This is a genomic window from Streptomyces sp. 1-11 (assembly GCF_007176755.1).
In the GTDB taxonomy this organism is placed as follows: Bacteria; Actinomycetota; Actinomycetes; order Streptomycetales; family Streptomycetaceae; genus Streptomyces.
Genome location: NZ_BJTV01000004.1, coordinates 1 through 24,647 on the forward strand (window position 1 = coordinate 1; position 24,647 = coordinate 24,647).

The 24,647-nt window shown below is 72.9% G+C and carries 24 protein-coding genes; 10 read left to right on the forward strand and 14 right to left on the reverse strand.

Going from position 1 to position 24,647, the window contains the following annotated elements:
• The 3 genes from TNCT1_RS09690 to TNCT1_RS09700 form a co-directional block, all read left to right on the forward strand.
• A partial coding sequence (locus TNCT1_RS09690) for a phosphatidylserine decarboxylase (protein ID WP_174266218.1) occupies positions 1-154 on the forward strand: 154 nt, incomplete at its 5' end.
• Between the two features lie 22 nt (positions 155-176).
• Complete coding sequence (pssA, locus tag TNCT1_RS09695) at positions 177-992, forward strand: CDP-diacylglycerol--serine O-phosphatidyltransferase (protein WP_143630825.1); 816 nt, start codon at positions 177-179, stop codon at positions 990-992.
• Positions 993-1,193: 201 nt separating this feature from the next.
• Positions 1,194-2,426 carry an alpha/beta fold hydrolase gene (locus tag TNCT1_RS09700; protein WP_143630467.1) on the forward strand — a complete coding sequence of 411 codons (1,233 nt, stop codon included), beginning with the start codon at positions 1,194-1,196 and terminating at the stop codon, positions 2,424-2,426.
• A gap of 26 nt (positions 2,427-2,452) precedes the next feature.
• On the opposite strand, the gene TNCT1_RS09705 is transcribed toward TNCT1_RS09700, so the two are convergent.
• Positions 2,453-3,613 carry a glycerate kinase gene (locus tag TNCT1_RS09705; RefSeq protein WP_143630468.1) on the reverse strand — a complete coding sequence of 387 codons (1,161 nt, stop codon included), beginning with the start codon at positions 3,611-3,613 and terminating at the stop codon, positions 2,453-2,455.
• Positions 3,614-3,763: 150 nt separating this feature from the next.
• On the opposite strand from TNCT1_RS09705, the gene TNCT1_RS09710 reads away from it, so the two are divergent.
• Both TNCT1_RS09710 and TNCT1_RS09715 read left to right on the forward strand, forming a co-directional pair.
• Complete coding sequence (locus TNCT1_RS09710; protein WP_143630469.1) at positions 3,764-4,837, forward strand: ADP-ribosylglycohydrolase family protein; 1,074 nt, start codon at positions 3,764-3,766, stop codon at positions 4,835-4,837.
• A gap of 28 nt (positions 4,838-4,865) precedes the next feature.
• Positions 4,866-5,360 carry an NUDIX hydrolase gene (locus tag TNCT1_RS09715; protein ID WP_143630470.1) on the forward strand — a complete coding sequence of 165 codons (495 nt, stop codon included), beginning with the start codon at positions 4,866-4,868 and terminating at the stop codon, positions 5,358-5,360.
• A gap of 4 nt (positions 5,361-5,364) precedes the next feature.
• On the opposite strand, the gene TNCT1_RS09720 is transcribed toward TNCT1_RS09715, so the two are convergent.
• On the reverse strand, positions 5,365-5,565 hold the full coding sequence (locus tag TNCT1_RS09720; RefSeq protein ID WP_143630471.1) for a type II toxin-antitoxin system VapB family antitoxin: 201 nt from the start codon (positions 5,563-5,565) through the stop codon (positions 5,365-5,367).
• 527 nt (positions 5,566-6,092) lie between these two features.
• Here TNCT1_RS09720 and TNCT1_RS09725 point away from each other — a divergent pair.
• The 4 genes from TNCT1_RS09725 to TNCT1_RS09740 all read left to right on the forward strand — a co-directional run bounded on the left by TNCT1_RS09725 (position 6,093) and on the right by TNCT1_RS09740 (position 8,978).
• Entirely contained in the window at positions 6,093-6,542 is a 450-nt protein-coding gene (locus TNCT1_RS09725; RefSeq protein WP_235902482.1) for a hypothetical protein, read from the forward strand.
• Positions 6,539-7,927, forward strand: coding sequence for a hypothetical protein (locus TNCT1_RS09730; RefSeq protein WP_143630472.1), 1,389 nt, complete (start codon positions 6,539-6,541; stop codon positions 7,925-7,927). Before TNCT1_RS09725 ends, TNCT1_RS09730 begins: the two co-directional genes overlap by 4 nt.
• The gene (locus tag TNCT1_RS09735) at positions 7,927-8,238 is read left to right on the forward strand and encodes a hypothetical protein (RefSeq protein WP_143630473.1); all 312 of its coding nucleotides are present in this window, start codon (positions 7,927-7,929) and stop codon (positions 8,236-8,238) included. Before TNCT1_RS09730 ends, TNCT1_RS09735 begins: the two co-directional genes overlap by 1 nt.
• Positions 8,239-8,330: 92 nt before the next feature.
• Positions 8,331-8,978, forward strand: a complete 648-nt coding sequence (locus TNCT1_RS09740) for a Sir2 family NAD-dependent protein deacetylase (RefSeq protein ID WP_143630474.1) — start codon at positions 8,331-8,333, stop codon at positions 8,976-8,978.
• A 9-nt stretch (positions 8,979-8,987) separates the two neighbouring features.
• On the opposite strand, the gene TNCT1_RS09745 is transcribed toward TNCT1_RS09740, so the two are convergent.
• The 8 genes from TNCT1_RS09745 to TNCT1_RS09780 form a co-directional block, all read right to left on the reverse strand.
• Positions 8,988-9,470: a methylated-DNA--[protein]-cysteine S-methyltransferase gene (locus TNCT1_RS09745; RefSeq protein WP_143630475.1), complete on the reverse strand. Its 483-nt coding sequence runs from the start codon at positions 9,468-9,470 to the stop codon at positions 8,988-8,990.
• 11 nt (positions 9,471-9,481) lie between these two features.
• Positions 9,482-10,951, reverse strand: coding sequence for an AlkA N-terminal domain-containing protein (locus TNCT1_RS09750; RefSeq protein ID WP_143630827.1), 1,470 nt, complete (start codon positions 10,949-10,951; stop codon positions 9,482-9,484).
• 106 nt (positions 10,952-11,057) lie between these two features.
• Positions 11,058-11,942, reverse strand: a complete 885-nt coding sequence (locus TNCT1_RS09755; RefSeq protein WP_174266219.1) for a methylenetetrahydrofolate reductase — start codon at positions 11,940-11,942, stop codon at positions 11,058-11,060.
• Positions 11,943-12,004: 62 nt separating this feature from the next.
• Positions 12,005-13,492: an MFS transporter gene (locus tag TNCT1_RS09760; RefSeq protein WP_216856606.1), complete on the reverse strand. Its 1,488-nt coding sequence runs from the start codon at positions 13,490-13,492 to the stop codon at positions 12,005-12,007.
• On the reverse strand, positions 13,485-15,398 hold the full coding sequence (locus TNCT1_RS09765; RefSeq protein WP_143630476.1) for a glycoside hydrolase family 15 protein: 1,914 nt from the start codon (positions 15,396-15,398) through the stop codon (positions 13,485-13,487). Before TNCT1_RS09765 ends, TNCT1_RS09760 begins: the two co-directional genes overlap by 8 nt.
• 46 nt (positions 15,399-15,444) lie before the next feature.
• On the reverse strand, positions 15,445-15,876 hold the full coding sequence (locus TNCT1_RS09770; protein WP_143630477.1) for a hypothetical protein: 432 nt from the start codon (positions 15,874-15,876) through the stop codon (positions 15,445-15,447).
• Between the two features lie 33 nt (positions 15,877-15,909).
• Positions 15,910-16,404 carry an SHOCT domain-containing protein gene (locus TNCT1_RS09775; RefSeq protein ID WP_143630478.1) on the reverse strand — a complete coding sequence of 165 codons (495 nt, stop codon included), beginning with the start codon at positions 16,402-16,404 and terminating at the stop codon, positions 15,910-15,912.
• 414 nt (positions 16,405-16,818) lie between these two features.
• Positions 16,819-17,505: an HdeD family acid-resistance protein gene (locus TNCT1_RS09780; protein WP_143630479.1), complete on the reverse strand. Its 687-nt coding sequence runs from the start codon at positions 17,503-17,505 to the stop codon at positions 16,819-16,821.
• Positions 17,506-17,685: 180 nt separating this feature from the next.
• On the opposite strand from TNCT1_RS09780, the gene TNCT1_RS09785 reads away from it, so the two are divergent.
• Positions 17,686-19,095 carry a DUF2252 domain-containing protein gene (locus TNCT1_RS09785; RefSeq protein WP_143630480.1) on the forward strand — a complete coding sequence of 470 codons (1,410 nt, stop codon included), beginning with the start codon at positions 17,686-17,688 and terminating at the stop codon, positions 19,093-19,095.
• A gap of 76 nt (positions 19,096-19,171) precedes the next feature.
• On the opposite strand, the gene TNCT1_RS09790 is transcribed toward TNCT1_RS09785, so the two are convergent.
• The 4 genes from TNCT1_RS09790 to TNCT1_RS09805 form a co-directional block, all read right to left on the reverse strand.
• A complete protein-coding gene (locus tag TNCT1_RS09790) occupies positions 19,172-19,369 on the reverse strand; it encodes a hypothetical protein (protein ID WP_143630481.1) in 198 nt (65 codons plus the stop codon).
• Between the two features lie 218 nt (positions 19,370-19,587).
• Entirely contained in the window at positions 19,588-20,106 is a 519-nt protein-coding gene (locus TNCT1_RS09795; RefSeq protein WP_143630482.1) for a hypothetical protein, read from the reverse strand.
• Between the two features lie 18 nt (positions 20,107-20,124).
• Complete coding sequence (locus TNCT1_RS09800) at positions 20,125-21,756, reverse strand: MFS transporter (protein WP_143630483.1); 1,632 nt, start codon at positions 21,754-21,756, stop codon at positions 20,125-20,127.
• A 30-nt stretch (positions 21,757-21,786) separates the two neighbouring features.
• The gene (locus tag TNCT1_RS09805) at positions 21,787-24,564 is read right to left on the reverse strand and encodes a LuxR C-terminal-related transcriptional regulator (protein ID WP_143630484.1); all 2,778 of its coding nucleotides are present in this window, start codon (positions 24,562-24,564) and stop codon (positions 21,787-21,789) included.
• Positions 24,565-24,647: the final 83 nt, after the last annotated feature.

Sequence of the window (24,647 nt, forward strand, 5' to 3'; positions counted from 1 at the left end):
CATCCCCGAGGGCACGAAGGTCGAGCAGGGCGACCGCATCGGTCTGATCCGCTTCGGCTCGCGTGTCGACCTCTACCTGCCCGAGGGCGTGGAGGTCGCGGTCGAGGTCGGACAGAAGACCGTGGCTGGGGTGACTCGCATTGACCGTGATTGATCCGGAGACCCAGGCGGGCTGGGTGCCCGAGGCCGACGAGGTGGACGACGACGAGGAGATGCCTCTTTCTCTCCGCCTGTCGATAGCGGACACCCTCACGCTGGGCAACGCCACGTGCGGGTTCATGGCGGTGTACTTCACCACCACCGGCATCCTGATCCCGCACCTCACCGGCAGCCAGGAGTCCGGCATGGCCCGCCACAGCGCGGCCACGGCGGTGATCCTGATGCTCTGCGCGGCGGTCTTCGACCTGTTCGACGGCCTGGTCGCGAGGAAGCTGCGCTCCTCCCCGATGGGCGCGGAGCTGGACAACCTCTCGGACCTGATCAGCTTCGGCCTGGCGCCCGCGTACTTCGTGCTCGTCTACGGCATGGTCGCGGACGACGCGCACCAGCGGGTGGCGGCACTGGGGGCGATCGTGGTGCTCCTGGCCGTGGTGCTCAGGCTCGCGCGGTTCAGCTGCGTGACGGTGAAGGACGGCACCTTCCAGGGCATGCCCTCGCCGTTCGGCGCGCTCACGGTCGTCTCGATCGTCCTGCTGGAGCTGCCCTTCGTGGCCACCCTGCTGGCGATCCTGGGCACCGCGTGGCTGATGGTGAGCCGCGTCGAGTACCCGAAGCCGCGCGGCCGGCTCGCCGGCGCGATGCTGTCCTGGATCGTCCTGTCGATGGGCCTCCTGGCCGCCTGGGCCTTCGACGCCCCGAGCGGCCAGCTGCTCCTGCAGACCGGCTGCGCGCTGCAGCTCGTCATGGGCGCGGTCATCCCGCTGTTCGCCACGGCCCGCCGGGTGAACAACTTCCGGGACAACCGCCGCGAGGCGCGGGCGGCCCAGCCGTAGCCCCCTCGCCGACGCCGACGGGTGTGGCCCGGGTCCTTGGGACCCGGGCCACACCCGTTTCGCGTTCAAGGGCTGCCGGCTTTCCCCGTTGACCGATCAAGTACTCCTGGAACACGCCGAGTTGCAGGAGACTTCGGGGCGGAGGAGCGTTTAAAAGGGGCACTTACCCACAACTCACCAGATTCTCACCGGGAGGCGGCCATGCCCGCACCCACGCTCCACGAGCACCAGGTCCCGCACATCTCCACGATCCCGGCCAACGAGGGCGACGCCGTACGGCTCTACGTCCGCGAGTACGACGGCACCCAGGGCAACCAGCCCCGCACACCGATCCTGATGCTGCACGGCAGAAGCGTGCCGGTGGTCGCCGGGTACGACCTGATCGGCCCCGGTTCCGACATCGCGTACAGCTGGGCGCAGCAGCTCGCCTCGCACCATTACGACGTGTTCATGATGGACCTGCAGGGCAACGGACGGTCCCCGCGCCCGAAGATGGACGAACCGCGCAACGCCAACCCCGCCCAGCGGGGCGTGCTCACCCCCAACCCCCTGCCGGCCCCGTACACCGGGGCACCCCTGTACCCGCACCAGCTCGGCAACTCCGACAGCGAGTGGGCGGAGCTGGCGACCGTGATCGCCTTCGTCAAGTCGCTGCCCCGGATGACCACGCCGATCGACTTCATCGGCTGGTCCGCCGCGGGTCCGGTGATGGGGCCCTACACGCTGCAGCACCCCGAGGACGTCAAGAGCCTGTTCCTGCTCGCCCCGATCTTCCCGCCGAAGGGCCGGTGGTCGGACGACGCCTCGAATCCGTTCGGGCGCCCGCAGGAGGCGGCCACGCTGCCCGTGTCCGTGCCCCCCGCCGTCTTCGGCTTCCCCATGCACGTGAGCAGCAGGACGGGCTTCACGAACGCGTGGGACGCCGAGCAGGGCAGCGTGTACCAGCGGGAGCCCGGCATGGTCGACCGGGTGTGGGCCGCCATGATGGAGAACGACCCGGTCGGCGGCGCCTGGGGGCAGATACTCCCCTCGGGCAGGCCCGAGGGCATCCACCGGTACCGCAACTCCTACTGGTGGGGCTGGAACAACGAGACCGCGAAGTTCGAGAACCCGCCGGGCACCCCCGTGCTCGGTGACCGGGTGCCCCTGCTGCTCGTCCACGGCGCGCTGGACAAAACCGTCAACACCCCCGACTCCTCCCCCGTGCCCGACGTCCAGCGCTTCTCGGTGCCGGCCCTCTACAAGGCGGTCCAGGGACCGCACAAGCTGATGTTCCAGCTCGAGGGCGCGGGACACTCCGTGGTCTGGGAGCGGCCCGCCCAGGTCGTGCACGAGATCTCGCAGCACTGGCTGCAGAACAAGTACAAGGTGTGGGGTCTCACCAGCGGCAGCTATTACCGGGACGCCAACGGCGAGCTGACCCCGCTGCCCTAGGTCCTGTCCGACGATTCCCGCCGGGCCTACGCCGTGCCGCGAAGGTGGTCCACGGCGATCCGCTCCGCGACCCGCTCCAGGATCGGCCCCGCGTCCGCGATGCACTTGTCGACGTCCGGCTCGACGGACGTCAGCGGGTACGCCCGGCCGATCCCGGCCCGCCGCAGCGCCTCCTCGGACAGGGCGAGCCGCCCGCACACCGCGACGACCTCCTTGCCCGCCGCCCGGGCCGCGGCGGCGACCCCCGCGGGGGCCTTGCCGTGCAGGGTCTGCTCGTCCAGCGAACCCTCCCCGGTGATCACCAGCGAGGCGCGCTCCAGCGCCGGGGCGAAGCCCAGGACGTCCAGCATCACCTCGATGCCGGGGCGGAACCGGGCGCCCAGCAGGAGGGCGCCGTAGCCGATGCCGCCGGCGGCCCCGGCGCCGGGCGCCGCGGCGAAGTCGGCGGCACGCGGGCCCACGGCCGCCTCCAGCACCTCGGCGAGGCGCACGAGCGCGGCGTCCAGGGCCGCCACGTCGTCCGGCGAGGCGCCCTTCTGCGGTCCGTACACCGCGGGCGCGCCCTTCGGGCCGGTGAGCGGGTTGTCGACGTCGCTGGCGAGGACCAGCTCCACCGAGTCCAGGCGCGGGTCGAGGCCGGACAGGTCGGCCCGGGCCAGCGCGGCGAGACCGCCGCCCCCCGGCGGCACCGGCTCCCCGTCCGCGTCCAGGAACCGCGCGCCCAGCGCCGAGAGCATCCCGGCGCCGCCGTCCGTCGTGGCGCTGCCGCCGACGCCGAACACGATCGTCCGCGCGCCCTCGTCCAGCGCGGCGCGCAGCAGCTCCCCGGAGCCGTACGTGGAGGCGGTCAGCGGCGCGAAGACGCCGGCCGGCAGCCGCTGCAGCCCGCTCGCCTCCGCCATCTCCACGACCGCGGTGCCGCCGCGCAGCGCGTACGCGGCCGTCACCTCCTGCCCGAGCGGCCCGGCCACCCGGACCTCCCGGCGCTCGAAACCGGCCGCGACGGCCGCGTCCACGGTGCCGTCGCCGCCGTCGGCGACCGGCAGCGCCTCCACCTCGAGACCGGGCACGATCCGGCGCAGCCCGGCCGTGACCCGCTCGGCGACCCGCACGGCCGTCAGCGAGCCCTTGAACTTGTCCGCGGCGATGAGCACCCGACGGGTCCCGTTGCCTGCAGCGTCCGCCACCTTGCATTCCCCTTGCTCTCCGGGCCCCGCGCACGTCGGGGCCAGTCGCGCCGCTGCGACCTTAACCGCAGGACGGCCGTGCCGCCATGCCCTGCCCGAACCCTGGGAAACGGCTGGGAGGCGGCCGGGGAAAGCGGGTAGGCACCAGCCATGAGCGATCTCGACACCGGGCCGGACCTCGCCGACCGCGTCCACGGCGGCTGGCTCGGCCGGATCGCGGGCAACATGCTCGGCAAGCCGGTCGAGCAGGGCGAGGTGTGGACGCGCGAGCGCATCGACCGCTATCTGCGCGAGGCGGACGCGCTGCCGCTCACCGACTACCTGCCCGAGCCCGCCGACCCCGCCGACGCCGCCGCGCTGCGCCCGGAGTGGCGCCAGTGCGTGCGCGGCCGCGTCCGGGGCAGCTGCCGGGACGACGACGTCGACTACGCCGTCCTCGGCCTGCACCTGCTGGAGACGCACGGCTTCGGCTTCAGCACCGAGCAGGTCGGCGACCTGTGGCTGCTCAGGCTGCCGTACCTGCAGACCTTCACCGCGGAACGGGCCGCGTACCGCAACCTCGCGAACGGTCTCAAGCCGCCGCTGACGGCGACGTACGACAACCCGTACCAGGAGTGGATCGGCGCGCTGATCCGGGCCGACGTGCACGGCTGGACCTGCCCGGGCGACCCGCGCCGCGCGGCCTCGCTGGCCCGCCGGGACGCGGTGCTCTCGCACACCGGCAACGGGGTCTACGGGGCCATGTGGGCGGCCGCGCTGATCGCCTCCGCGTTCACGGCGCGGGACGTGCGCGAGGCGCTTCAGAGCGCGCTGGCCGTGATCCCGGCGAGCAGCAGGCTGGCCCGGACCGTGCGCCGGGTGATGTCCCTGCACGAGGCCCGCCTGTCCTGGGAGGAGACCCTGGACACGGTGTCCGGGGAGACCGCCGGGCTCGGCTGGATCCACACCGTCCCCAACGCGGCCGTCCTGACCGCCGGACTGCTGTACGGCGGCGGCGACTTCACCCGGACCGTCGCCCTCACCGTCCGCGGCGGCCTGGACACCGACTCCAACGGCGCGACGGCCGGGTCGGTGGCCGGGGTGATGACCGGCGCCGCCGCGATCCCGGCCCGGTGGACCGAGCCGCTGCGGGACACGGTGCGCAGCGCGGTGTTCGGCTTCGACGGGGTGCGGATCAGTGCGCTGGCCGAACGCACCGTGCGTCTGGCGAGGGCCGGCCTTTAGGGGTCCCGCACCTGGTTACTCTTCCTGGATGACCACCACAGACACCTTCGCCGCGTACATCGCGAGCCTGCCCCGTGTCCTCGCCGCCGCCGCCGCGCTGTTCCGGGACGCCGAGGGGCGGGTGCTGCTCGTCGAGCCCAACTACCGCGAGGGGTGGGCGCTGCCGGGCGGGACCGTCGAGTCCGACGACGGGGAGAGCCCGCGCCAGGGCGCCCGCCGCGAGACCCTGGAGGAGATCGGACTGGACCGGGACCTCGGCCGGCTGCTGGCGGTGGACTGGGTGGTCGGCACCGGACGGCCGCCGCTGGTGGCGTACCTGTACGACGGCGGGGTGCTCACGGGGGCCGAGTTCGACGCCATCCGGCTGCAGGAGGAGGAGCTGCTGTCCTGGCGCCTGGTGCCCCGTGAGGATCTGGCCGCCCACCTGCCCGGCGCCCTGGGACGCCGGGTGCTGGCCGCGCTGGACGTGCTGGCCGAGAACGCGGGCACGGCGGAGCTGGAGAACGGCCACCGGGTCGCCTGAGGTCTCAGCCCTCGGGGTCGGGGGGCCTGGCGTCCACGTCGCGCAGTGTCTCCTCGCGCTCGGCGACGCGCGCCTCGGTGCGGTGCCCGCGCTCGATGTAGTCGCGGACGACGAGTTCCACGGCGTCCTGCGGGCTGCCGACTCCCGCGAGCACCATGACCTCGACGACGAGCTGGGCGTCGAGCGAGACAGTGACCTTGGCCATGCCGGGACGCTAACAGCCGGCGCCCGCCGCGAGCAGCGTTCCCGGCGACATCCGTTCCCGGCGACACGGCGACACACTTCCCCGCGATATCCGTTCGCCGTGCCCGCGGGCCCCGCCCTACCCTCGGGGTCATGACCAAGCCCCTCGTCGCCCTGCTGAGCGGGGCCGGCATCTCCACCGACATGGGGATTTCGTCCAAGCATCCTGCGCCTTGCACGAGCACCAGGAACTACGGGGCGGCTGGAGCCGATGTACGTGCCTGGGGGTCGTGGGCGGCTCCAAGTCTTGGAAGAGCCTTCAGCGCGCATAGGTGCCGGTGGCCACATCACAACTGACGAACCGGGACGCACTGTGCGGCGGCCCGTACGCGCTGCCTGCGCCGCCACACGTCTCTCCCCCGTTACACCCGCCTGAGTTGAGCGGTCTGTCACACCGGTCCGCAACCGGAGTGGCGAGATTTCGGTACGCCCCTCCCCAGTGGCATGATCGATTGACTGTTCGAGGCATCGAGCTGGAGGGGGAACAGGTTGTCATTCGAGGAGGAGTGGGCCCAATTGAAGGCCGACGCTTTGGCGCGTCGGCAGGCCGGCATGCAGATCGACCAGCTGCCGGCAGACGGAGGCGCGGGGTCAGGCGCCCCAGCCTCCGGGTCTCTGATGGCCAAGGCCGAGTCGATCAATGGCAACGCGAATCTGCTGATCGAAATCGCGGGCTTCCTTCACGAGGGGCGGCCTGACGCCGAACTGACCAGCATGGCCCGTGCACCCCGGACGCCTGAGGACGTGGCCAAACAGGTGGCACGGTTCGCTGGATTCGCCGATGACCAGTACCTGGACGCAGTCGCTCTGTTCGCGGCGCTATCCACCCGCCTGAGGACGACCGGCAGCGACTTCGTGAAGATCGACGACGACACAGCTCAGCGCTTCCTCGACGACGTCCTTCGCTACGGCCAGTACGTCGCCCCGGAGGCACGATGAGCAGCGGCATCAGCCACCGCAAGGACGTCGAGTTCCTGGAAAGCTGCAACCCACCCCTCGTCGAACGGAACGCGGACGAGTTCAAGCGCCTGCACGACATGCTCGTGGCGGTCGACCCCTCCGCCGAGCGCGCCGAGAAGCACACGCAGTGGAAAAGTGAGGGCAGTCAGCACTACGAGGCCAGACTCGCCGAAGGGCGCAAGCTCATCGCGCAACTGGCCGAGGGCTACGACAAGGCCGCCAGCGCCCTGCGCAGCTACGCATTCGCGCTGGAGGTCGCCAAGGCCCACTACTCCAACGGCAAGGCGAACGAGCAGGCGCTCGCGACACTGATCCACACCAAGGGCACGGCGGTCACCCGCGAAGCCCAGGAAGCGGAGCCGATGCGCCAGTGGGAGGACATGCGGGCCACCACCGGTGTCATGGACTTCTTCGCTGAACTCACCATGGACGTCGACGACATCCGCGACGATGCGAACCGGTTGCACGACGCCGCCGGCGGAGACTTCCACTTGGCGAAGACCACTGAGCACGAGGCGCGGGAGATCTGCGTCCACGAACTCAAGCAGGCCTACGACCTGCTGCCGGACTTTCGCATGGGTTTCATCCAACGCGTCGACATCGTCTCTGCGATCTCGGAGCTGCGGCGGGAAGCGGCCGAGGCGAGCACGAACCCGTTGACGCGGTTGCCCGGCAGCGGCCCCAAGCAGGACTACTACCCCATCGCCGGGAACGAAATCGTCTCTCCGACACTGCGCGACATCCGCCTCCAGGTCGCCAGCCTCCCCGGAGCGAAGGACAGTTACTGGAGCCCGCCCTCCAACGCCGAGGAGCACGCTGAGTGGATCGCCGCGAACAAAGAGATCATCAAGGCGGCGGCACGGAACTCGGGGCTGCCGCCGGACATGGTCGCCGGCATCGCCTGGCAGGAGATCGGTGGGCAGCCTGGCATCCTCGACGACATCACCGACACCATCCGCGAACAGGCGGACTCCCCGTTGAGCCCGATCGCCCCCGAGAGCTTGCCTTGGCGTCTCGGCGGCGACCCCGACAACACATCCATGGGGCCCATAGCCATCCAAGTGCGACGCGGTGCCGAGGTCCTCGGCTACGACCCCGACAACCTCACCGACCAACAGCGCGGCATGGTGGAGGAGGCCCTCCAAGACCCCGGGCAGAACATCTTCATCGCCTCGGAGTACCTGGCCCAGCTCAAGGCGGAGAGCGAGTTCGCCGATGTACCGCCGGAGGAGATGACAGCGGCCCAGTACCAGGAGCTCGCCGCGCGCTACAACGGTGGCCCGTACTGGCAGACCGATGACGCTCAGGCCTACGGGCGTGGCTTCACAAACAACCTGGACGAGGCAAGGAACGCGCTGCGCTGATGACCCGCCCTTCCCACCCGGACAACGACCGCGGCGGCCTGCGCCTGGTCCTCGCCGTACCACTGACCCTGCTCACCCTCATCGCCGCGTACTTCTGCTGGACCGCCCTGACCATCCGCCCGTCAGGCCCTTGGGACGACGACGCATACGCCGGCATCGTCCTGTCCTGCGTCCTAACCATCGGGACTGCCGGTGCGGCGACGGGTTTGTGGCTGCTGCCGTCGGTGCGACGGGTCATGGGGTGGGGGTGGGTGGTTCCTGCCGTGATGCTCGGGGTTGTGGCGGGCGTGCGATGGAGCTTGGGTGGCTAGGGACCACTACCGCCCCATTCAGCGCGTCACGTAATCGCCATCGCCTCCTACGAACGCTCCGCTGCCGGAACGACGACGTGTTACGTCTGCCAATGCCTTGCGACTCCGGCATCCCCGACTATCGCGGCCCGAACGGCCTGTGGCGCCGGGACCCGGAGGCCGAGAAGCTCGTGACGTACGAGTACTACATGAGTGATCCGGGGATCCGGCGGCGGTCGTGGCGGATGCGGTGCGAGAACGGGGCGCGCGACGCCGAGCCGAACGCCGCGCACCGGGCCGTCGCCGAGCTGGAGCGCTCCGGGGTGCCGGTCAGGGTGATCACGCAGAACGTGGACGGGCTGCACCAGCTCGCCGGGCTGCCCGCCCGCAAGGTGCTGGAGCTGCACGGCACCGCCCGCAGCGTGGTCTGTGAGGACGACCCGCCGTGCCTGGAGTGCGGCGGCATCCTCAAGTCGGCGACCGTGATGTTCGGCGAACGGCTCGACCCGATGGTGCTCGGCGAGGCGGTCGCCGTCACCAAGGCCTGCCAGGTCTTCATCGCCGTCGGCACCAGCCTCCAGGTCCAGCCCGCCGCCGGCCTCGCGGACGTCGCCGCCGACCACGGGGCCCGCCTGATCATCGTCAACGCCGAGTCGACGCCCTACGACGAGATCGCCGACGAGATCGTCCGCGAGCCGATCGGCACGGCGCTGCCCGCACTGCTGGACCGACTGGCCGCGACGTCGGAACAGGGCGTGTGACCACGGCTCCTAAAACAGGGCCGTCCCCCGTTCGAAGTCGAGCAGGCGGCGCTTGCGGTCGAGGCCGCCGCCGTAGCCGGTGAGGCCGCCGGCGGCGCCGATGACGCGGTGGCAGGGGACGATGATGCCGACGGGGTTCCGGCCGTTGGCGAGGCCGACCGCGCGGGACGCCTTGGGATTGCCCAGCACGGTGGCGAGTTCGCCGTAGGAGCGGGTCTCGCCGTACGGGATGCGGGTCAGCTCGGCCCAGACGCCACGCTGGAACGGCGTCCCGGACAGGCGGAGTTCGAGGGTGAACTCCCGCAACTCGCCCGCGAAGTAGGCGGAGAGCTGTTCCGCGGCCTCGGCGAAGGGGGTCTCGTCGGGTTCGCCGAAGGCCTCCTGCGGCGGGCGGTGCCGCTGGCCGGCCATGTAGAGGCCGCACAGGACGCCGTCCTCGGCGACGAGGGTGAGCGGGCCGTAGGGGCTGTCGACGACGGTGTGCTTCTTCATGGTGGACGTCCTCAGACGGGAAGGAAGTTGATGGGGTGGCCGTCCGTGGCCCACAGGTACTGGACCGCGTAGGCCCGCCAGGGGCGCCAGGACTCGGCGCGGGCGGTGAGCGCGGCCGGGGTGTCGGGCAGGCCCAGCTCCCGGGCGGCGCGCCGGATCCCGAGGTCGGTGGGGAGGAAGGCGTCGGGGTCGCCGAGGGCCCGCATGGCGATGACGTCGGCCGTCCACGGGCCGAAGCCGGGCAGGGCGAGCAGGCGCGCCCGGGTTTCGGCCCAGTCGGACTCGACGCCGAGGCGGAGGGCGCCGTCGGCCAGTTGGCGCACCAGGGTGGTGAGGGTGGCGCGGCGGGTGCGGGGCATGGCGAGGGTCTCGGGGTCCACGGCGGCCAGCGCTTCGGGGGACGGGAAGAGGTGGGTGAGGCCGCCCTCGGGGTCCTCGAGGGGCTTGCCGTGCGCGGTGACCAGGCGGGCCGCGTGGGTGCGGGCGGCGGCCGTGGAGACCTGCTGCCCGAGCACGGCGCGGACGGCGAACTCGGCCTCGTCGACGGTGCGCGGCACGCGGCGGCCGGGCGCCCGGTCCACCAGCGGCGCGAGCAGCGGGTCGGCGCGCAGCCGCTCGTCCACGGCGACCGGGTCGGCGTCCAGGTCGAGCATGCGCCGGCAGCGGCTGATGGCCACGGTCAGGTCGCGCGGGTCGCTGAGGGTCAGGCGGCAGGCGATGTGGTCGGGGTGCGGCGCGAGGGCCACGATGCCGTGTCCGTACGGCAGCCGCAGCGTGCGCCGGTAGGCGCCGTCCCGCCACTCCTCCACGCCCGGTACGGCGGTGGCGGCCAGGTGGCCGAAGAGGTTGTCCGGGTTGAGCGGGGCGCGGAACGGCAGCCGCAGCGCCAGGGTGCCGGGGGCGCCCGCCGCCGCGTTGCCCGGCACCCGGGCGCGCAGCTCGCTCGGGGAGAGGGCGAACACCTCGCGGACGGTGTCGTTGAAGGTGCGGATGGAGGAGAAGCCGGCCGCGAAGGCGATCTCCGCCATGGGCAGCGGAGTCGTCTCGATCAGCAGCCGCGCGGTCTGCGCCCGCTGGGCGCGGGCCAGCGCGAGGGGGCCGGCGCCCAGCTCGGCGAGGAGCTGGCGCTCCACCTGCCGGGCGCTGTAGCCGAGCCGGGCGGCCAGCCCGGGCACGCCCTCGCGGTCCACGACCCCGTCGGCGATCAGCCGCATCGCCCGGGCCACCAGGTCGGCGCGCCGGTTCCATTCCGGGGAGCCGGGGCTGGTGTCGGGACGGCAGCGCTTGCAGGCCCGGAACCCGGCCTGCTGGCAGGCCGCCGCGCTCGGCAGGAAGGTCATGTTCTCCGCCTTGGGCGGGACCACCGGACAGCTCGGCCGGCAGTAGATGCGGGTGGTCAGGACGGCCGTGAAGAACCATCCGTCGAACCGCGCGTCCTTGGACCGTACGGCGCCCACGCAGCGTTCCCGGTCGAGGTGCATCCCTGTCTGCATGTCTCAAGGATCGGGCACCGCGGGGGCCGCTCGCTGGCGGGAAACCGACATGTACGTGGCGCTCGCCAGGGCGTCGCCGTATCGCCCCCGTCGGTCAGGGGCGCCGGTCGGCCCGTTCCCCGTGCCGGAAACGGGCTATCCACTCGGAGGTGGCCCGCAGTCCGCCGAAGGTGTAGAAGTGCACCTTCACCCGGCCGTGCCGGGCGGGGTCGTGGTGCCGGGCGAGGGCGTGCAGGAACCGGTCGGGGCCGGCCGTGCCGATGAGGTTGGTCAGCGAGAAGCCGTACTTGCGGGCCACGGAGGCGCTGGTGGCGACGCCGAAGCGGGTGGCGTAGGCCATCAGCCGGCGCACCCCCGCGGGGCCGGGGACGCCGATGCGCACCGGCAGGGCGACGCCCCGGGCGCGTACGGCCTCCAGCCAGCCGAGCACCGGGTCGACGTCGAATCCGAACTGGGTGATGACGTCGCCCGCGAGCCGTTCCGCGCCGAGGACCGCCGACTTGTCGGTCAGCGCCGACCACAGGGTGCCCTCGGTGATCGCCGGGTGGCCCTCCGGGTAGCCGCTGATGCCGATGTGGCGCACGCCGTGCCGCTGCAGCAGCCCGGTGCGGATGACGGACAGGGCGTCCGGGTACGGGCCCTCGGGGCGGGCGGGGTCGCCGCCGACCACGAACACGTTCTCGGCGGTGCCGTCCGCGGCCAGGCCGGCCAGGAACTCCTCCAGATGGGCCCGGGAGGGCAGGCGGCGGGCGGAGATGTGCGGCACGGGGACGAAGCCGAGGCTCTTGACCGCGCGGGCCGCGGCCAGCCGCGTGGCGAGGTCCTCGCCCGCCAGGAAGGTGACGTTGATCCGGGTGCCCGGCGGGATGCTGTGGCGCGCCTCCTGCAGCTTCGGCACGTCCTTGCCGGTCATCTCCAGGGAGAAGTCGTCCAGCAGCGAGGCGCTCACCGCGGGCGGGGCGGCGGGACGGGGGTTCATCGTGCTCCTCGTGCGGCTCCTGCCACCGCTTTCGGCGTCGGTCCTGACCGGGGCCGATGATGTCACGCGCGGTGCGGGCGGCGCGGGGCGGGGGGCTGCCCGGAATCCGGGAGCGGCGGTCGCGCCTCGGTCCCCGGCGCCGCGCCGGAAGGCGCTCCCCCGGGTGCGGTGCGGCCGGGCGCGCGGGGCAGCCGGGCCGCCGCGGCGAGGCCGGCGAGCCCGATCACGGCGAGCGTGATCATCGCCGCGGCGTAGGCGCCCTTGGTGAGGCCGGCGACGAGGATGGTGCCGGCGATGGCGGTGCCGAAGGACGAGCCCAGGTTGGACACGCTGCGGGACAGGCCGGAGATCTCGCCCTGCTGCTCCTCCGGGAAGCTCGACTGGACGACGTTCACGGACGGGGTCAGCATCACGCCCAGGCCCAGCCCGATGAGCAGCAGCCCGGGCACGAAGGCCCAGGGGGTGGAGAAGGCGGCGACCAGCGCGACCAGCACCGCCACGCCCGCGACGGAGAGCGTGAAACCGGCCATGATCAGCGTCCGCTGGGACCGCCGCTCGGCCAGCCGCTCGGCGGACAGCGAGGTCAGCAGCAGTCCGAGCGTGGCGGCCGTGAAGATCACTCCGGTCCGGACGGCGTCGTAGCCGCGGACCACCTGGAGGTAGGCGGCCACCGTGAAGGACGTGCCCATGAGCAGCAGCCACTGGACGTTCTGCGTGATGAGCCCGAGGTTGGAGGTGCGGTCGCGGAAGAGGGCGAGCGAGAGCAGGGGCTCACGGCCGGCCCGTTCCTTGGCGCGGGTGGAGCGGAAGAACCAGGCGAGGACGAGGGCGCCCAGGAGGATCAGCGCGATCATCAGCCGGAGGTCGTTGTCCGCCGCCAGGATGCCCATGACGATCAGGACGAGCCCGGTGGCCGACAGGACCGCTCCGCCGGTGTCGAAGGGGCGCTCCGGGTCCGGTGGCAGGGGGTCGCGGACCCGGCGGCTCAGCCCCACGATCACCGCGATGACCAGCGCCTGGAACACGAAGGCCGCGCGCCAGCTCACGGCGGTCGTGATGAGCCCGCCGATCAGCGGTCCCGCCGCCGCGCCGATGCCGCCCAGCGCCATGATCACCCCGAAGGCGCGGGCGCGGGAGGTGACGTCGGGGTACAGCAGCGTGGTGAGGATGTAGACCGGCGGGATCAGCAGGGCGGTGCCGACGCCCTCCAGGATCGAGTTGCCGAGGATGAGCACCCCGAGGCCCGGCGCCACCGCGCACAGCAGTGCGCCCACGGCGTAGACGACGAGACCGGTGAGGAAGCACCGCTTGCGGCCGTAGCGGTCGGTCAGTTTCCCGCCGGGGATCATCAGCGCGGCCATGACCAGCAGGAAGAGGGTGATGGAGATCTGCACCCCCTGGACCGTGGTGCCCAGGTCCCTGCTGATGTCGTTGATCATCACGTTCATGTTGGAGCCGGCGAAGCTGCAGATGAACTGCGCCAGGGCCAGCGCGGCGAGGACCCGCCGCTCCCCCGGCGGGGCCTTGGCCGGCGCCGCCCGGTCAGTCACCCTCGGTGTCCTTGTCCGTGGCTTCGGGGGGCACCTTGAAGCCGTGGACGCCGGGGTGCCGGGTGCCGCCGTCGCGCGGCATCGTGCTCGCCCGGCTCAGCTCCTCGTCCAGCGCCATGGCGGCGGAGACGAGCGAGAGGTGGGTGAACGCCTGCGGGAAGTTGCCGAGTTGCTCGCCCGAGGGGCCGATCTCCTCGGCGAAGAGACCGACGGGGTTGGCGTAGGTGAGCATCTTGTCGAAGGCGTGGCGGGCCTGCAGGAGCCGGCCGGACCGGGCGAGCGCCTCGACGTAGAGGAAGCTGCAGAGGTTGAACGTGCCCTCGGAGCCGCGCAGTCCGTCGGGTGAGGCGGCGGGGTCGTAGCGGTAGACCAGGCTGTCGCTGACCAGTTCCTCGTCCATGGCGTCGAGGGTGCTGATCCAGTCCGGGTCGCGCGGGGAGATGAAGCCGACCCGGGGCATCAGCAGCAGCGAGGCGTCCAGCACGTCGGTGTCGTAGTGCTGCACGAAGGCCTTGCGCTTGTCGTGCCAGCCGCGTTCGGTGATCTGCCCGAAGACCGCGTCCCGGGCGGCCGTCCAGCGCGGGATGTCGGCCGGGCGGGAGAACTCGGTGGCCGCGCGGATGCCCCGGTCGAACGCCACCCAGGCCATCAGGCGGCTGTAGGTGAAGTTCTGCCGGCCGCCGCGGGTCTCCCAGATGCCCTCGTCGGGCCGGTCCCAGTTGTCGGCCAGCCAGTCCAGCACCCGGCCCAGCGCCTTCCAGCCCCGGATGGCGCCGACGTCCCGGCCGACCACGAAGGCGTCGGAGGCCTCGCCGTAGATGTCGAGCTGGAGCTGGTCCGCGGCAGCGTTGCCCGCCCGCACCGGCCGCGATCCCAGGTAGCCCTCCAGGTGGTCGAGGGTCTCCTCGGTGAGGTGGGGGTCGCCGTCCACCCGGTACATGATCTGCAGCGGGTCGCCCGAGGTGGTGGCGCCGGCCTCGACGCGGTCGCGCAGCCAGCGGCGGAAGGCGTACGCCTCCTCCACGAAGCCGAGCTCGATCAGGGTCCCCACGGACAGGGAGGCGTCCCGGACCCAGGTGTAGCGGTAGTCCCAGTTGCGCTCGCCGCCGGCCTGTTCGGGCAGCCCCATGGTGGCCGCGGCGACGGGAGCCCCCGTCGGCGCGTACGTGAGCATCTTGAGGGTGATCGCGGAACGGTTGACCACTTCCTGCCAGCGGCCGCGGTAGGTGCAGGACCGCAGCCAGGCAAGCCAGAACTCGCGGCACCGCTCCAGGTCCTCGGCGACGCCCGGCAAGGACGGCGCCGGAGGGGCCGGGGCTCCCCCGCCCGCGGTGGTCAGCACGACGGCGGCGGCCTGCCCGGCGGAGAGGGTGAATCGGGCGGACACGTCGTCGCCGTCGGCCCGCAGCGTGATGCCGCCAGTCGTCTGGACGTGCAGGTCCGTGCCCGGGCCGCGCAGCACGGCCGCGTGGCCGTCGGCGAGTTCGAGGGAGTGCCGGGCGCGCCCGTAGTCGAAGCGCGGCCCGCAGGCGAGGGCGAAGGGCAGGGCGCCCCGCACCACCCGGACGATCCTGATCAGGCGGTGCCGGTCGGTGGGCTCCGGCGAGTCGACGGGGACCATGAAGTCGGCGACCTCGCCGACGCCGCCGGGTCCCATGAACCGGGTGATCAGGATCGCCGTGTCGGACAGGTAGAGCTGGCGCACCGACATGCCGTCGCCGTCCGGATGCTCCGCCGCCAGCCGGCAGTACCCGCCGCGCTCGCTGTCCAGCAGTGAGGCGAAGACGCTGGGCGAGTCGAAGCGCGGGGTGCACCACCAGTCGACGGTTCCGCCGGACGACACCAGGGCCGCCGTCTGGAGGTCACCCACCATTCCGTGCTCCGCGATCGGCGGATACCTGTCCATGCGCCGGCCTCCTCGCACACCGGTGACGGGTCGTGGCGCGCCGGTGCTACGGAATCGCGGCGGCGTCGTCGCGCTTGACGACGCACAGGGCCCAGATGATGAAGCCGGACAGCGCGATCATCACCACCGACCACACCGGGTAGTACGGCAGGGACAGGAAGTTGGCGATGATGACGAGTCCGGCGATGGCCACGCCGGCGATCCGGGCCCACATCGCCGGCCCGAACAGACCGAAGCTGACGGCGATCGCGACCACGCCGAGGGCCAGGTGGATCCAGCCCCAGCTGGTGAGGTCGAACTTGAAGACGTAGTTCGGGGTCGTGACGAAGACGTCGTCCTGGGCGATCGCCATGATGCCGCGGAACAGGCTGAGCAGTCCGGCGATCATGAGCATGATGCCCGCGAAGGCCGTCAGTCCTCCGGCCCACTGCTGCTTGGCGGTCCGGGTGTGTGCGCCGGTGCGCGGTGACGCGGTCATACCACTGCCTCCGTTCGTCGTGGTGGGAGGTGCTCAGCGCCCGGACGAGGTCGGTACGCCGCGAGCCGGCTGCTGCGCCGTCCCGGAACCGGAGCCGGTGCCGGCGGCGCCGCTGAGGACCAGTTCCTTCGCCCTGCGGAACTCGTCCTCGCTGATGTCGCCGCGCGAGCGCATCTCGGACAGCTTGGCGAGTTCGTCGGCGCTGCTCCTGCGGTCCGCGCCGCCCAGCGCGGTCTCCCGGACGTAGGAGTCGAAGGCTGCCTGCTGGGCGCGTGCCTGCTCCATCTCCCGCTTGCCCATGCCCTTGCCGCGGGCGATCAGGTAGACGAGGACGCCCAGGAAGGGCAGCACGATCACGAAGAGCGTCCAGCCGGCCTTGGCCCAGCCGTTCATGCCGTCGTCACGGAAGATGTCGACGATGATCCGGAACAGCAGGACGAACCACATGATCCACAGGAAGAACACCAGCATCGTCCAGAAGGCGCTCAGGAGTGGATAGTCGTACGCGAGGTAGGTCTGCGCGCTCATTTCTCTCCTCAGTTCCGGGGCTCCGGCCTGTCGAGCCGGCCGGGCCGGTGTGTGCCGATCCCAGAGTGCGCGGGGCGGGACGGGGCGGCCTCACCCGAGGCGGGTGATCGTGGCCGCCGCACCGCCGCCGCGACGGGCCGTCCGGCGGTTCGGCGGTTCGGCGGTTCGGCGGTGTCGCGGCGGCGAGGCCGAGCGGTGGTGAGGCACAAGGGGGCCGGTGGACGTCTCCCGGTACGGGGCCGACCGACGGTCTCGGCTCAGCGGGGGCAACCAGCGGTCCGGCGGTGACAGAGCCGAGCAGCACTCCTGGTACGACGTAACCGGCCGGCGGTCACCAAGGGGACGGGGCCGGCCGGCGGTCACAGCGCGACGGAGGTCACCAGCAGCACCAGGGGACGGAACCGGCCGGCGGTCTCAGCGCGGTGGGCCGGGGCTGTGCGGTGGGGGGCCCGGCGGGGTCCGCAGGGCGTCCTGCGCGGAGGTCGCGCGGCGCAGTGCGCCACGCCAGGCGAGGGCGACCGCGAGTTCGACCAGGCCCAGCAGCACGAGCCACAGCCCGAGCAGCCGGGTCAGCGCCCGCGCCGACTCGGCGGGCAGGACGAGCACCACGATCCCGGCGACGATGCCGAGCAGCGCGGCGCCGAGGACCACCCCGCGGTGCGGGAGGTCCACGGCGGAGATCGCGGTGTAGAGGCTGAGGATGCCGGACGTCAGCCAGGCGAGTCCGACGATCAGGGACAGCGCGGTGATGGTCTGCAGCGGATTGCGCAGGCAGAGCACGCCGGCCAGGACGAACAGCAGAGCGATGAGCAGCCCGGGCAGCCGTTCCGCCGCCCCCTCCCGGGAGAAGGCCGTCACGAACCGCAGCACGCCGATCAGCAGCAGGTAGAGGCCGACGAGGACGGCCAGGACGTGCAGCGTCTCGTCCGGCCAGACCAGGATCAGCACACCCGGGACCAGCGTCACCACCGCCGACCCGAGGATCCAGACCCACGACCGGGCGAGCGCCGTCATGGCCTCCCCCGGCGGCGGCCCCGCGGCCGCCCCGCCGAACGCATGCGACGGTCCGGTGCCCGGTGCCGTGCCACGCGACTCGGTCATGGCTCCTCCTCGCGTGGACGACGGGGCGTCTCCGGGCCGCCGGCGGGGCGGCGCGCGAACCCCTCAGCGGAAAGCATCCCGCGCCGGCCGGTGCGAGGGATCACCCGCGGTGGGTGATCCCCCGCCCGGTGCCGCAACGGTGGAGTGGCACGGGGGTGAGGTACGAGGAGGGCTCCGCACATGACCGCACCGAGTGCCGCCACCGTCTCGTGGTCGCCGGCGGACCGCGCCGCCCACGGCAGGAACGCCCGGGCCCGGGCACCGCGCTCGGGGCACGGCGACTTCGGGACCGCGCCGGACCGGCCGGACGTGATCGACGTGCTGGCGCGTCAGTCGGCGACCCGGTTACCGGAGTTGGTGCCGATCCGCTACGGCCGCATGCTCGAGTCCCCGTTCCGCTTCTACCGGGGCGCCGCCGCGGTCATGGCGGCCGACCTCGGCCCGCTCCCCCGCACCGGGCTCGACGTGCAACTGTGCGGCGACGCCCACCTGCTGAACTTCCGGCTGCTGGCCTCGCCCGAACGGCGTCTGGTCTTCGACATCAACGACTTCGACGAGACCTTCCCGGGCCCGTTCGAGTGGGACGTGAAACGGCTCGCGGCCAGTCTCGTCATCGCGGGCCGGGCCAACGGCTTCCCGGTCGGGCGGCAGGACGAGGCGGTGCTGCGGTGCGTGCGGGCCTACCGGGAACGCATGCGGGAGTTCGCCCGCATGCGCACGCTGGACGTCTGGTACGCCCAGGACGACGCGGACCGGCTGCGCCGGCTGCTGGCCTCCGCCCTGGACAAGGAGGGCCGGCGCCGTACCGCACGGGCGACCGCGCGCGCCCGTACGCGCACCCACATGCGGGCCTTCGCCAAGCTGACCACGCTGACCCCGCAGGGCCGGCGGATCACCGCGGACCCGCCGCTGATCATGCCGCTGCGCGACCTGGAGGCCGGCGCCCCGGCCGAGCAGGAGGACCGGTACCTGCAGTCGCTGCTGGAGCAGTACGCGCGCACTCTTCCCTCGGAGCGGCGGCATCTGCTGCGGCACTACCGGCTGGTGGACGTGGCCCGCAAGGTGGTGGGCGTCGGCAGCGTCGGCACCCGCTGCTGGATCCTGCTGCTGCTCGGCCGGGACGACGACGATCCCCTGCTGCTGCAGGCCAAGGAGGCCCAGAAGTCGGTGCTGGCCCCGTACACGGACGGGGAGCGGTACGACAACCAGGGCAACCGGGTGGTGGCGGGCCAGCGGCTCATGCAGACGACCAGCGACATCTTCCTGGGCTGGACCCACGTCATCGGCCTCGACGGACTCGGCCGGGACTTCTACGTGCGCCAACTGCTCGACTGGAAGGGCATCGCCCGGCCGGAGACCATGGACCCGGCTCTGCTGGACCTGTTCGGCCAGGTGTGCGGGGCCTCGCTGGCCCGGGCCCACGCCCGCTCCGGCGACCCGGTCGCCATCGCCGCCTACCTCGGCGGCGGGGACCGCTTCGATCGGGCGCTGCCGCACTTCGCCCAGGCGTACGCGGACCGGAACGAGCGGGACTTCGCCGCCCTGGGCGAGGCCGCGCGCACGGGGCGGGTGGAGGCGGCGGACCTGTGAGCGGCGGACCTGTGACCGTACGGACCCGGTCGGAGCGGGCCCGTACGGTCGCGGGGCCAGGTCCGAACCCCGTTTCTCATTCGGGTAGTTGCCGCATCTCCACGACCCGCAGGCCGAGCGACTGGCAGCGGACCAGCAGGCCGTAGAGGTGCGCCTGGTCGATGATCCGGCCGAACAGGACCGTCTGGCCGGACATCATCACATGCTCGAACTCGGGGAAGGCCTTGGTCAGGGTCTCCGACATGTGTCCATCGACGCGGATCTCATAGCGCATGTGCCGTTCTCCCGCCGCGGGCCGGCTGCGGTGTCACCTGCGATCCTGCTCCGTTCCCGGGGCACCGGACCTCACCCGGTGCAGGTGATAAGGGGTCCGGCGGCCGGTGGCGCCGGCCGGCGCGGACCGATCGGCGGGTCAGTGGATCAGTCGTTCAGTCGTTCAGTCGTTCAGTCGGCCAGTGGATCAGCGGGTCGGCGGGTCAGTGGGTCAGTGGGTCAGTGGGTCAGCGCGAGTTTGAAGGCGATGATGACCAGTCCGAGCAGCAGATTGACCGCCGCGGTGACGGACACCAGCCGCCAGGAGGCGCCCGCCTGCCGCGCGCCGAGGGCCGACCAGCCCACCTGGCCGGCCACGGCCACCGCGACCGCGAGCCACACGGCGCCCGTCACGTCGAGGCCCAGCAGCGGGCTCACGGCGACGGCCAGGGCCGGCGGGACGGCCGCCTCGACGATCGGCCACTCCTCGCGGCACACCCGCCGGACGGTCGGTCCGTCCAGCGAGCGCTGCGCGAGCCGGGCGCCGAACAGCTGGGCGTGCACGTGCCCGACCCAGAAGACGAGGCCGGTGAGCACCAGCAGCACCACCAGTTGCACCCGGGGGAACTTGCCCAGCCCGCCGGCGCCGATGACCACCGACGCGGCGAGCATCGATCCGTAGACGGCGCCGGTGTAGTCGGCGTGTGCGCGGCGCTCGGCCGGTGGTGTCCGTGTGGCGGTGGGCCGGGTCGAGGGCATCGGCGTCTCCTTTCGCACTCACTCCGCGTCGCCCTTGACGCCGGCCGGAGCGCCGGACGCCGGCCGTGCCGGGCGGCCACGGCCCGGCGCGGCCGGCAGATGGGGCGTGACGAGGAAACTCGCGAGGGTGATCGCGCCGGTGGCGAGGATGGCCGCCCGCAGGCCGTCGAGCTGCGCGGTGGCGTACGAGTCCGTGAGGGCGTCGACCTCGGCCGGGGGCGCCCCGGCCCGCTGGGCCGCCGAGCGCACCTGGTCCGTGGGCACGAAGGTGACCCCGGCTTCGAGGGCCACGCCGGCCTGCTGCCTGGTCTGCTCCGACAGCAGGGCGTTGTTCTGCACGTCCGCGGTGAACGCGTGTGCCAGCGCTCCGATCAGCATCGAGCCGATGAGCGCGGTGCCCAGTGCCGAGCCGAGGTTCTGCGAGGTGAACTGCAGGCCGCCGGCCTCGCTGCGTTCCTCCTCGCCGACGCTGGACTGCACGACGTTGCCGAGCTGCGAGGCGAGCAGGCCCATGCCGACGCCGAGCACGGCCATCGCGGCGGCGAACTGCGCGTCGTCGATGACGGGGTCGATGGTGGCCAGCAGCCACACGATGGCGACGGCCAGCGTCAGCAGGGCCAGCCGTACGACCCGGCGCGGCCCCAGGGTGCGCCCGAGCCGGGCCGCGGTCAGCGAGGTGACCAGCATCGTGATGGACACCGGCAGCAGCCGCAGGCCCGTCCGGAAGGCGTCGAAGCCCTGCACGACCTGGAGGTACAGCGGGATGGTGAAGAACAGTCCCAGCAGGATCAGGTTCTGGCTCAGCAGGCACAGCAGCCCCGATCGAAGCGGCGGCACGCGGAGCAGCGACAGGTGCACCAGGGGGTCGGCGCCCTTCGCCTCACGCGCGCGCTCCCAGCGTACGAAGCCGGACAGCACGGCCACCCCGGCGCCGACGACGAACAGGGTCGGCGCGAAGCCGAGGACGGTGAAGGGCGGGTTGCGCGGCTGCACCCAGCCCCAGGTGCTGCTCTGCAGCACGCCGAGCACGCCCAGGGCCAGGCCCACCGCCGAGAGGACCGCGCCGATGCCGTCCAGCCGGGGCGCCGGCCCGGTCCGCGGCGACTCCTTGATCACCCGGTGGCAGCACAGGACGGCGACCACGACCACGACCTCGCCCGCGAAGACCAGCCGCCAGGTCAGGTACGTGGTAACCCAGCCGCCCAGCAGCGGGCCGACCGCGATGCCCGCACCGGCCAGGCCGCCGATGACGCCGTAGGCGACCGCCCGGTCCCGTCCGCGGTAGGACTCGGCGACCAGGGCCGCCATGGCCGGCAGCACCATCGCGGCGCCGAGGCCCTCGATGACGGACCAGCCCAGCGCGAGGACCCACAGCGTGGGCGCCAGGGCGGTCAGGGCCGACCCGGTGCCGTAGACCACGAGACCGGACAGGAACAGGCGACGGCGGCCGTGGATGTCGCCGAACCTGCCCCCGATGATCATGAACGCCGCCATGACCAGCGCGTAGAGCGTGATGACGGCCTGGATGGCGGTCACCTCGGTGTCGAAGTCCTCGACCAGTCTGCTGATGGAGACGTTCATGACGGAGGTGTCCAGCACCATGAGGAACTGGGCCGTGCCGAGGACCATCAGCGCTCGCCAGTGTCGCAATTGCCCACCTCACCGAGTTCTGTGCCGGGATCAGACAAGTCCCCGTTCGCGGGCCTGCCGTACCGCGTCGCCGCGCCGGTTCACGCCGAGTTTGCGGTAGACGCTCTTGAGGTGGGTCTTCACGGTGTTGACCGACACGTACAGGTCGGCGGCGATCTCCTCCGTGGACATCATCTGCGCGAGCCTGCCCAGCACCTCGCGCTCGCGGCCGCTCAGCTCCTCCACGACCAGCGGCGCGGGCTCGGCGGCCGTGCCGGGACGGCCCCGCTCCGCCGGGACGCCGGGGACGAGCCAGCCGGCGGCCAGTGCCTGCAGGGGCGGGGTGTCCATGAGGTGCCGGATCCGGGGTCCGGCCTCGGCGAAGGGCCGCCGCAGCCGTTCCCCGCGCGCCTCCAGCAGGGCCCGGGCGAGCAGCTTGCGGGCGGCGGCGTCGTCCCCCTCGTCCTGGGCGACCCGCGCGCGCACCAGCGCGGCCCGCACGGTGACGCCAGGTCCCAGGTTGTCCTGTCCGCCCATCAGGTCGAGGAGGCCGATCGCCGTGTCGCGGTCGCCCGCGGCGAGCCTGACCCGGGCCAGCTCCGCCGCGTACGCGGGCTCGCCGGCGTACGGCACCTCGTCGAGCACCTTCGCGGCGCAGTCCGGCCGGCCCTCGGCGAGCTGGGCCGCGGCGGTGACCAGCGCGGTGTGCACCTCCGCCCAGGGGGAGGCCGTCAGGGCCGGGACGGCGAGCCCGGTCGCCGCCGCGGCGGCCCGGGGCTCGCCGCGCGCCAGCAGCAGCCGCGCCGTCGCCAGGGACCGGCCGGCCGCGGTCACCGGGTCGAGCGGTACGGTCCCGGAGCCGGCCGTGCCGTCCAGCAGACGGCGTGCCTGCGCGAGGTCGTCGCGTTCGACGGCCACCGCGGCCAGCACGAGCTGCCCGAGGCCCGGTCCCGAGGGGCGGCCCAGGCCGAACTGCTCCGTCTCCTCCAGGGCCGCCAGCGCCTGGCGCTCGGCCCGGCCCGGCCAGCCGTTCAGGTAGTCGATCAGGGCCAGGTGCCCGAGGGAGTCCTCTCTCGGCAGGGCCGTCGAGACCCCGCCGGGGCAGCCCGCCGCCTGCGCCAGGGCGTCGCGCGCCTCGTCGAAGCGGCCGGCCCACAGCCGGGCGGAACCCAGGTGGGTGAGGAGCAGGGCGGTGAACTCGGGGTGCTTGCGCAGCAGGTGGGCGGGTGTCTCGCCGCGCAGCCGGACGGCCTCCGCCAGCGCCTTCTCGGCCCGTCCCGGCGAGCCGGTCAGCCGGGCCGCCAGGGCCTCCAGCAGGGCGCGGCTCAGCCGGTCCGCCGCGTCGGAGGGGGGCTCGTGAGCGCCTTCCGCGGAGCGCGGGGCGCGCTCGTCGCGCGGGCCTCGCTCGTCGCGCGGGCCGCCTCCGGCGCGCGCGCGTGGCTCGGCCGGGGGGCGCTCCCCCGCCCGCAGCATCTTCTCGGCCCGGCGCAGATGGCTCAGGCCGCGGTCCACGTCGCGCCCCGCGAGGTCGCGCGCGGCGCGCACGAGTTCCGCCGCCGGGCCCGGGACCTCCGGTCCCATTCGGGCGAACAGCTCGGTGAGGTCGTCCGCGCGCAGGCCGGTGAAGAGCTGCCCGATCGCGAGGTCGTCGACGAGGGCCCGGGCGGCGAACTCCCAGTCGCCCGCGGCGGCGCCGTGCGCCAGTGCCTCCGGCAGCGAGCCGGAGGCGCGCAGCCACCGGGCGGCACGCCGGTGGAGTTCCGGTTCCAGGCCCGGTGAGCGGACCCGCAGATGGGTCCGCAGGATCTCGCCGAACAGCGGGTGCAGCCGGTACCACGAGTGCCCGAGATCCTCGACGAACGCGTTCTGGGTGTGCAGTCCGGCGAGCTCCGGCTCGACGCCGCCGGTGCCGGTCAGCGCCTCGGCCAGTCCGGGGCAGAACCGCTCCACGACGCTGACGTCCAGCAGCAGGTCCTGGGTCCGGGCCGGCTGCCGTTTCAGCACCTCGGCCAGGAGAAAGTCGGCGATCGTGGACCGGCCCGCCTCGAAGTCCGCGAGGTACGTCTCGGGGTCCGGGTGCTGCTGGGCCGCCATGGCGCACAGCCGCAGCCCGGCGGCCCAGCCGCGGGTCCGCTCCACCAGGGCGCGGGTGGCGTCGGCCGACAGGCGCAGGCCGTGCCGCTCCAGGAGGGCGGCCGCCTCGTCGGCGGTGAAGGCCAGCTCGGCGTCCCGGATCTCGGTCATGGCGGCGGCGGCCCGGTACCGGTGCAGCGGCAGCAGCGGCTCGGTGCGGGTGACGAGGATCAGGCGCAGCCCGGGGCCGGCGTGGTGGAGCACGAACTCGAGCTGGTCGGCGATCTGCGGGGTGGTCACCCGGTCGAACTCGTCGAGCACCAGGACGGCGGGGCGCGGGCGTCCGCTCAGCTCGTCGGCGAGGCGGGCCAGCAGGGTGCGCTCCACCCGCCCCGCGTCGCCCGGGCAGCCGATCTCGGCGGGCAGGGGCAGGCCGGCGGCGCGCAGGGCTTGCAGCACGTAGGCCCAGAAGACTCCGCAGCCCTGGTCCTCCGTCTCGTTGGTGAACCAGGCGACCGGCTGCCCGAGGCGGGTGGCCCAGTCCGCGACCAGCAGGGTCTTGCCCGCGCCGGCCGAGCCGTTGACCATCGTCAGCGGGGTGCCGAGGGCCTGGTCGAGGTGTTCGGTCAGCCGCCGGCGGCGCAGGAAGGTGGCCGGCCGGGCGGGCAGGGCGAAGCGGGTCTGCAGGAACGGCTCTCCCAGCGGGTCGACGTAGACGGCGGCCGGGCGCCGCGTGTTCTCGTGTCTCGCAGCCACGGGGTCATCACCCCCGTCCGACAGCCCATGGACACTTGCTCTCCTCGATCAGGATCGCAGTCTTCCCGTCCGCGCGCAGTTCG

Bases quoted from the DNA above. Each gene is read 5' to 3' on its own strand.
- TNCT1_RS09700 (WP_143630467.1), top strand. From the start codon at position 1,194: ATGCCCGCACCCACGCTCCACGAGCACCAGGTCCCGCACATCTCCACG.
- TNCT1_RS09710 (WP_143630469.1), top strand. From the start codon at position 3,764: ATGAGCGATCTCGACACCGGGCCGGACCTCGCCGACCGCGTCCACGGC.
- TNCT1_RS09715 (WP_143630470.1), top strand. From the start codon at position 4,866: ATGACCACCACAGACACCTTCGCCGCGTACATCGCGAGCCTGCCCCGT.
- TNCT1_RS09720 (WP_143630471.1), bottom strand. From the start codon at position 5,565: ATGGCCAAGGTCACTGTCTCGCTCGACGCCCAGCTCGTCGTCGAGGTC.
- TNCT1_RS09730 (WP_143630472.1), top strand. From the start codon at position 6,539: ATGAGCAGCGGCATCAGCCACCGCAAGGACGTCGAGTTCCTGGAAAGC.
- TNCT1_RS09735 (WP_143630473.1), top strand. From the start codon at position 7,927: ATGACCCGCCCTTCCCACCCGGACAACGACCGCGGCGGCCTGCGCCTG.
- TNCT1_RS09740 (WP_143630474.1), top strand. From the start codon at position 8,331: ATGCCTTGCGACTCCGGCATCCCCGACTATCGCGGCCCGAACGGCCTG.
- TNCT1_RS09745 (WP_143630475.1), bottom strand. From the start codon at position 9,470: ATGAAGAAGCACACCGTCGTCGACAGCCCCTACGGCCCGCTCACCCTC.
- TNCT1_RS09750 (WP_143630827.1), bottom strand. From the start codon at position 10,951: ATGCACCTCGACCGGGAACGCTGCGTGGGCGCCGTACGGTCCAAGGAC.
- TNCT1_RS09755 (WP_174266219.1), bottom strand. From the start codon at position 11,942: ATGAACCCCCGTCCCGCCGCCCCGCCCGCGGTGAGCGCCTCGCTGCTG.
- TNCT1_RS09765 (WP_143630476.1), bottom strand. From the start codon at position 15,398: ATGGACAGGTATCCGCCGATCGCGGAGCACGGAATGGTGGGTGACCTC.
- TNCT1_RS09770 (WP_143630477.1), bottom strand. From the start codon at position 15,876: ATGACCGCGTCACCGCGCACCGGCGCACACACCCGGACCGCCAAGCAG.
- TNCT1_RS09775 (WP_143630478.1), bottom strand. From the start codon at position 16,404: ATGAGCGCGCAGACCTACCTCGCGTACGACTATCCACTCCTGAGCGCC.
- TNCT1_RS09780 (WP_143630479.1), bottom strand. From the start codon at position 17,505: ATGACCGAGTCGCGTGGCACGGCACCGGGCACCGGACCGTCGCATGCG.
- TNCT1_RS09785 (WP_143630480.1), top strand. From the start codon at position 17,686: ATGACCGCACCGAGTGCCGCCACCGTCTCGTGGTCGCCGGCGGACCGC.
- TNCT1_RS09790 (WP_143630481.1), bottom strand. From the start codon at position 19,369: ATGCGCTATGAGATCCGCGTCGATGGACACATGTCGGAGACCCTGACC.
- TNCT1_RS09795 (WP_143630482.1), bottom strand. From the start codon at position 20,106: ATGCCCTCGACCCGGCCCACCGCCACACGGACACCACCGGCCGAGCGC.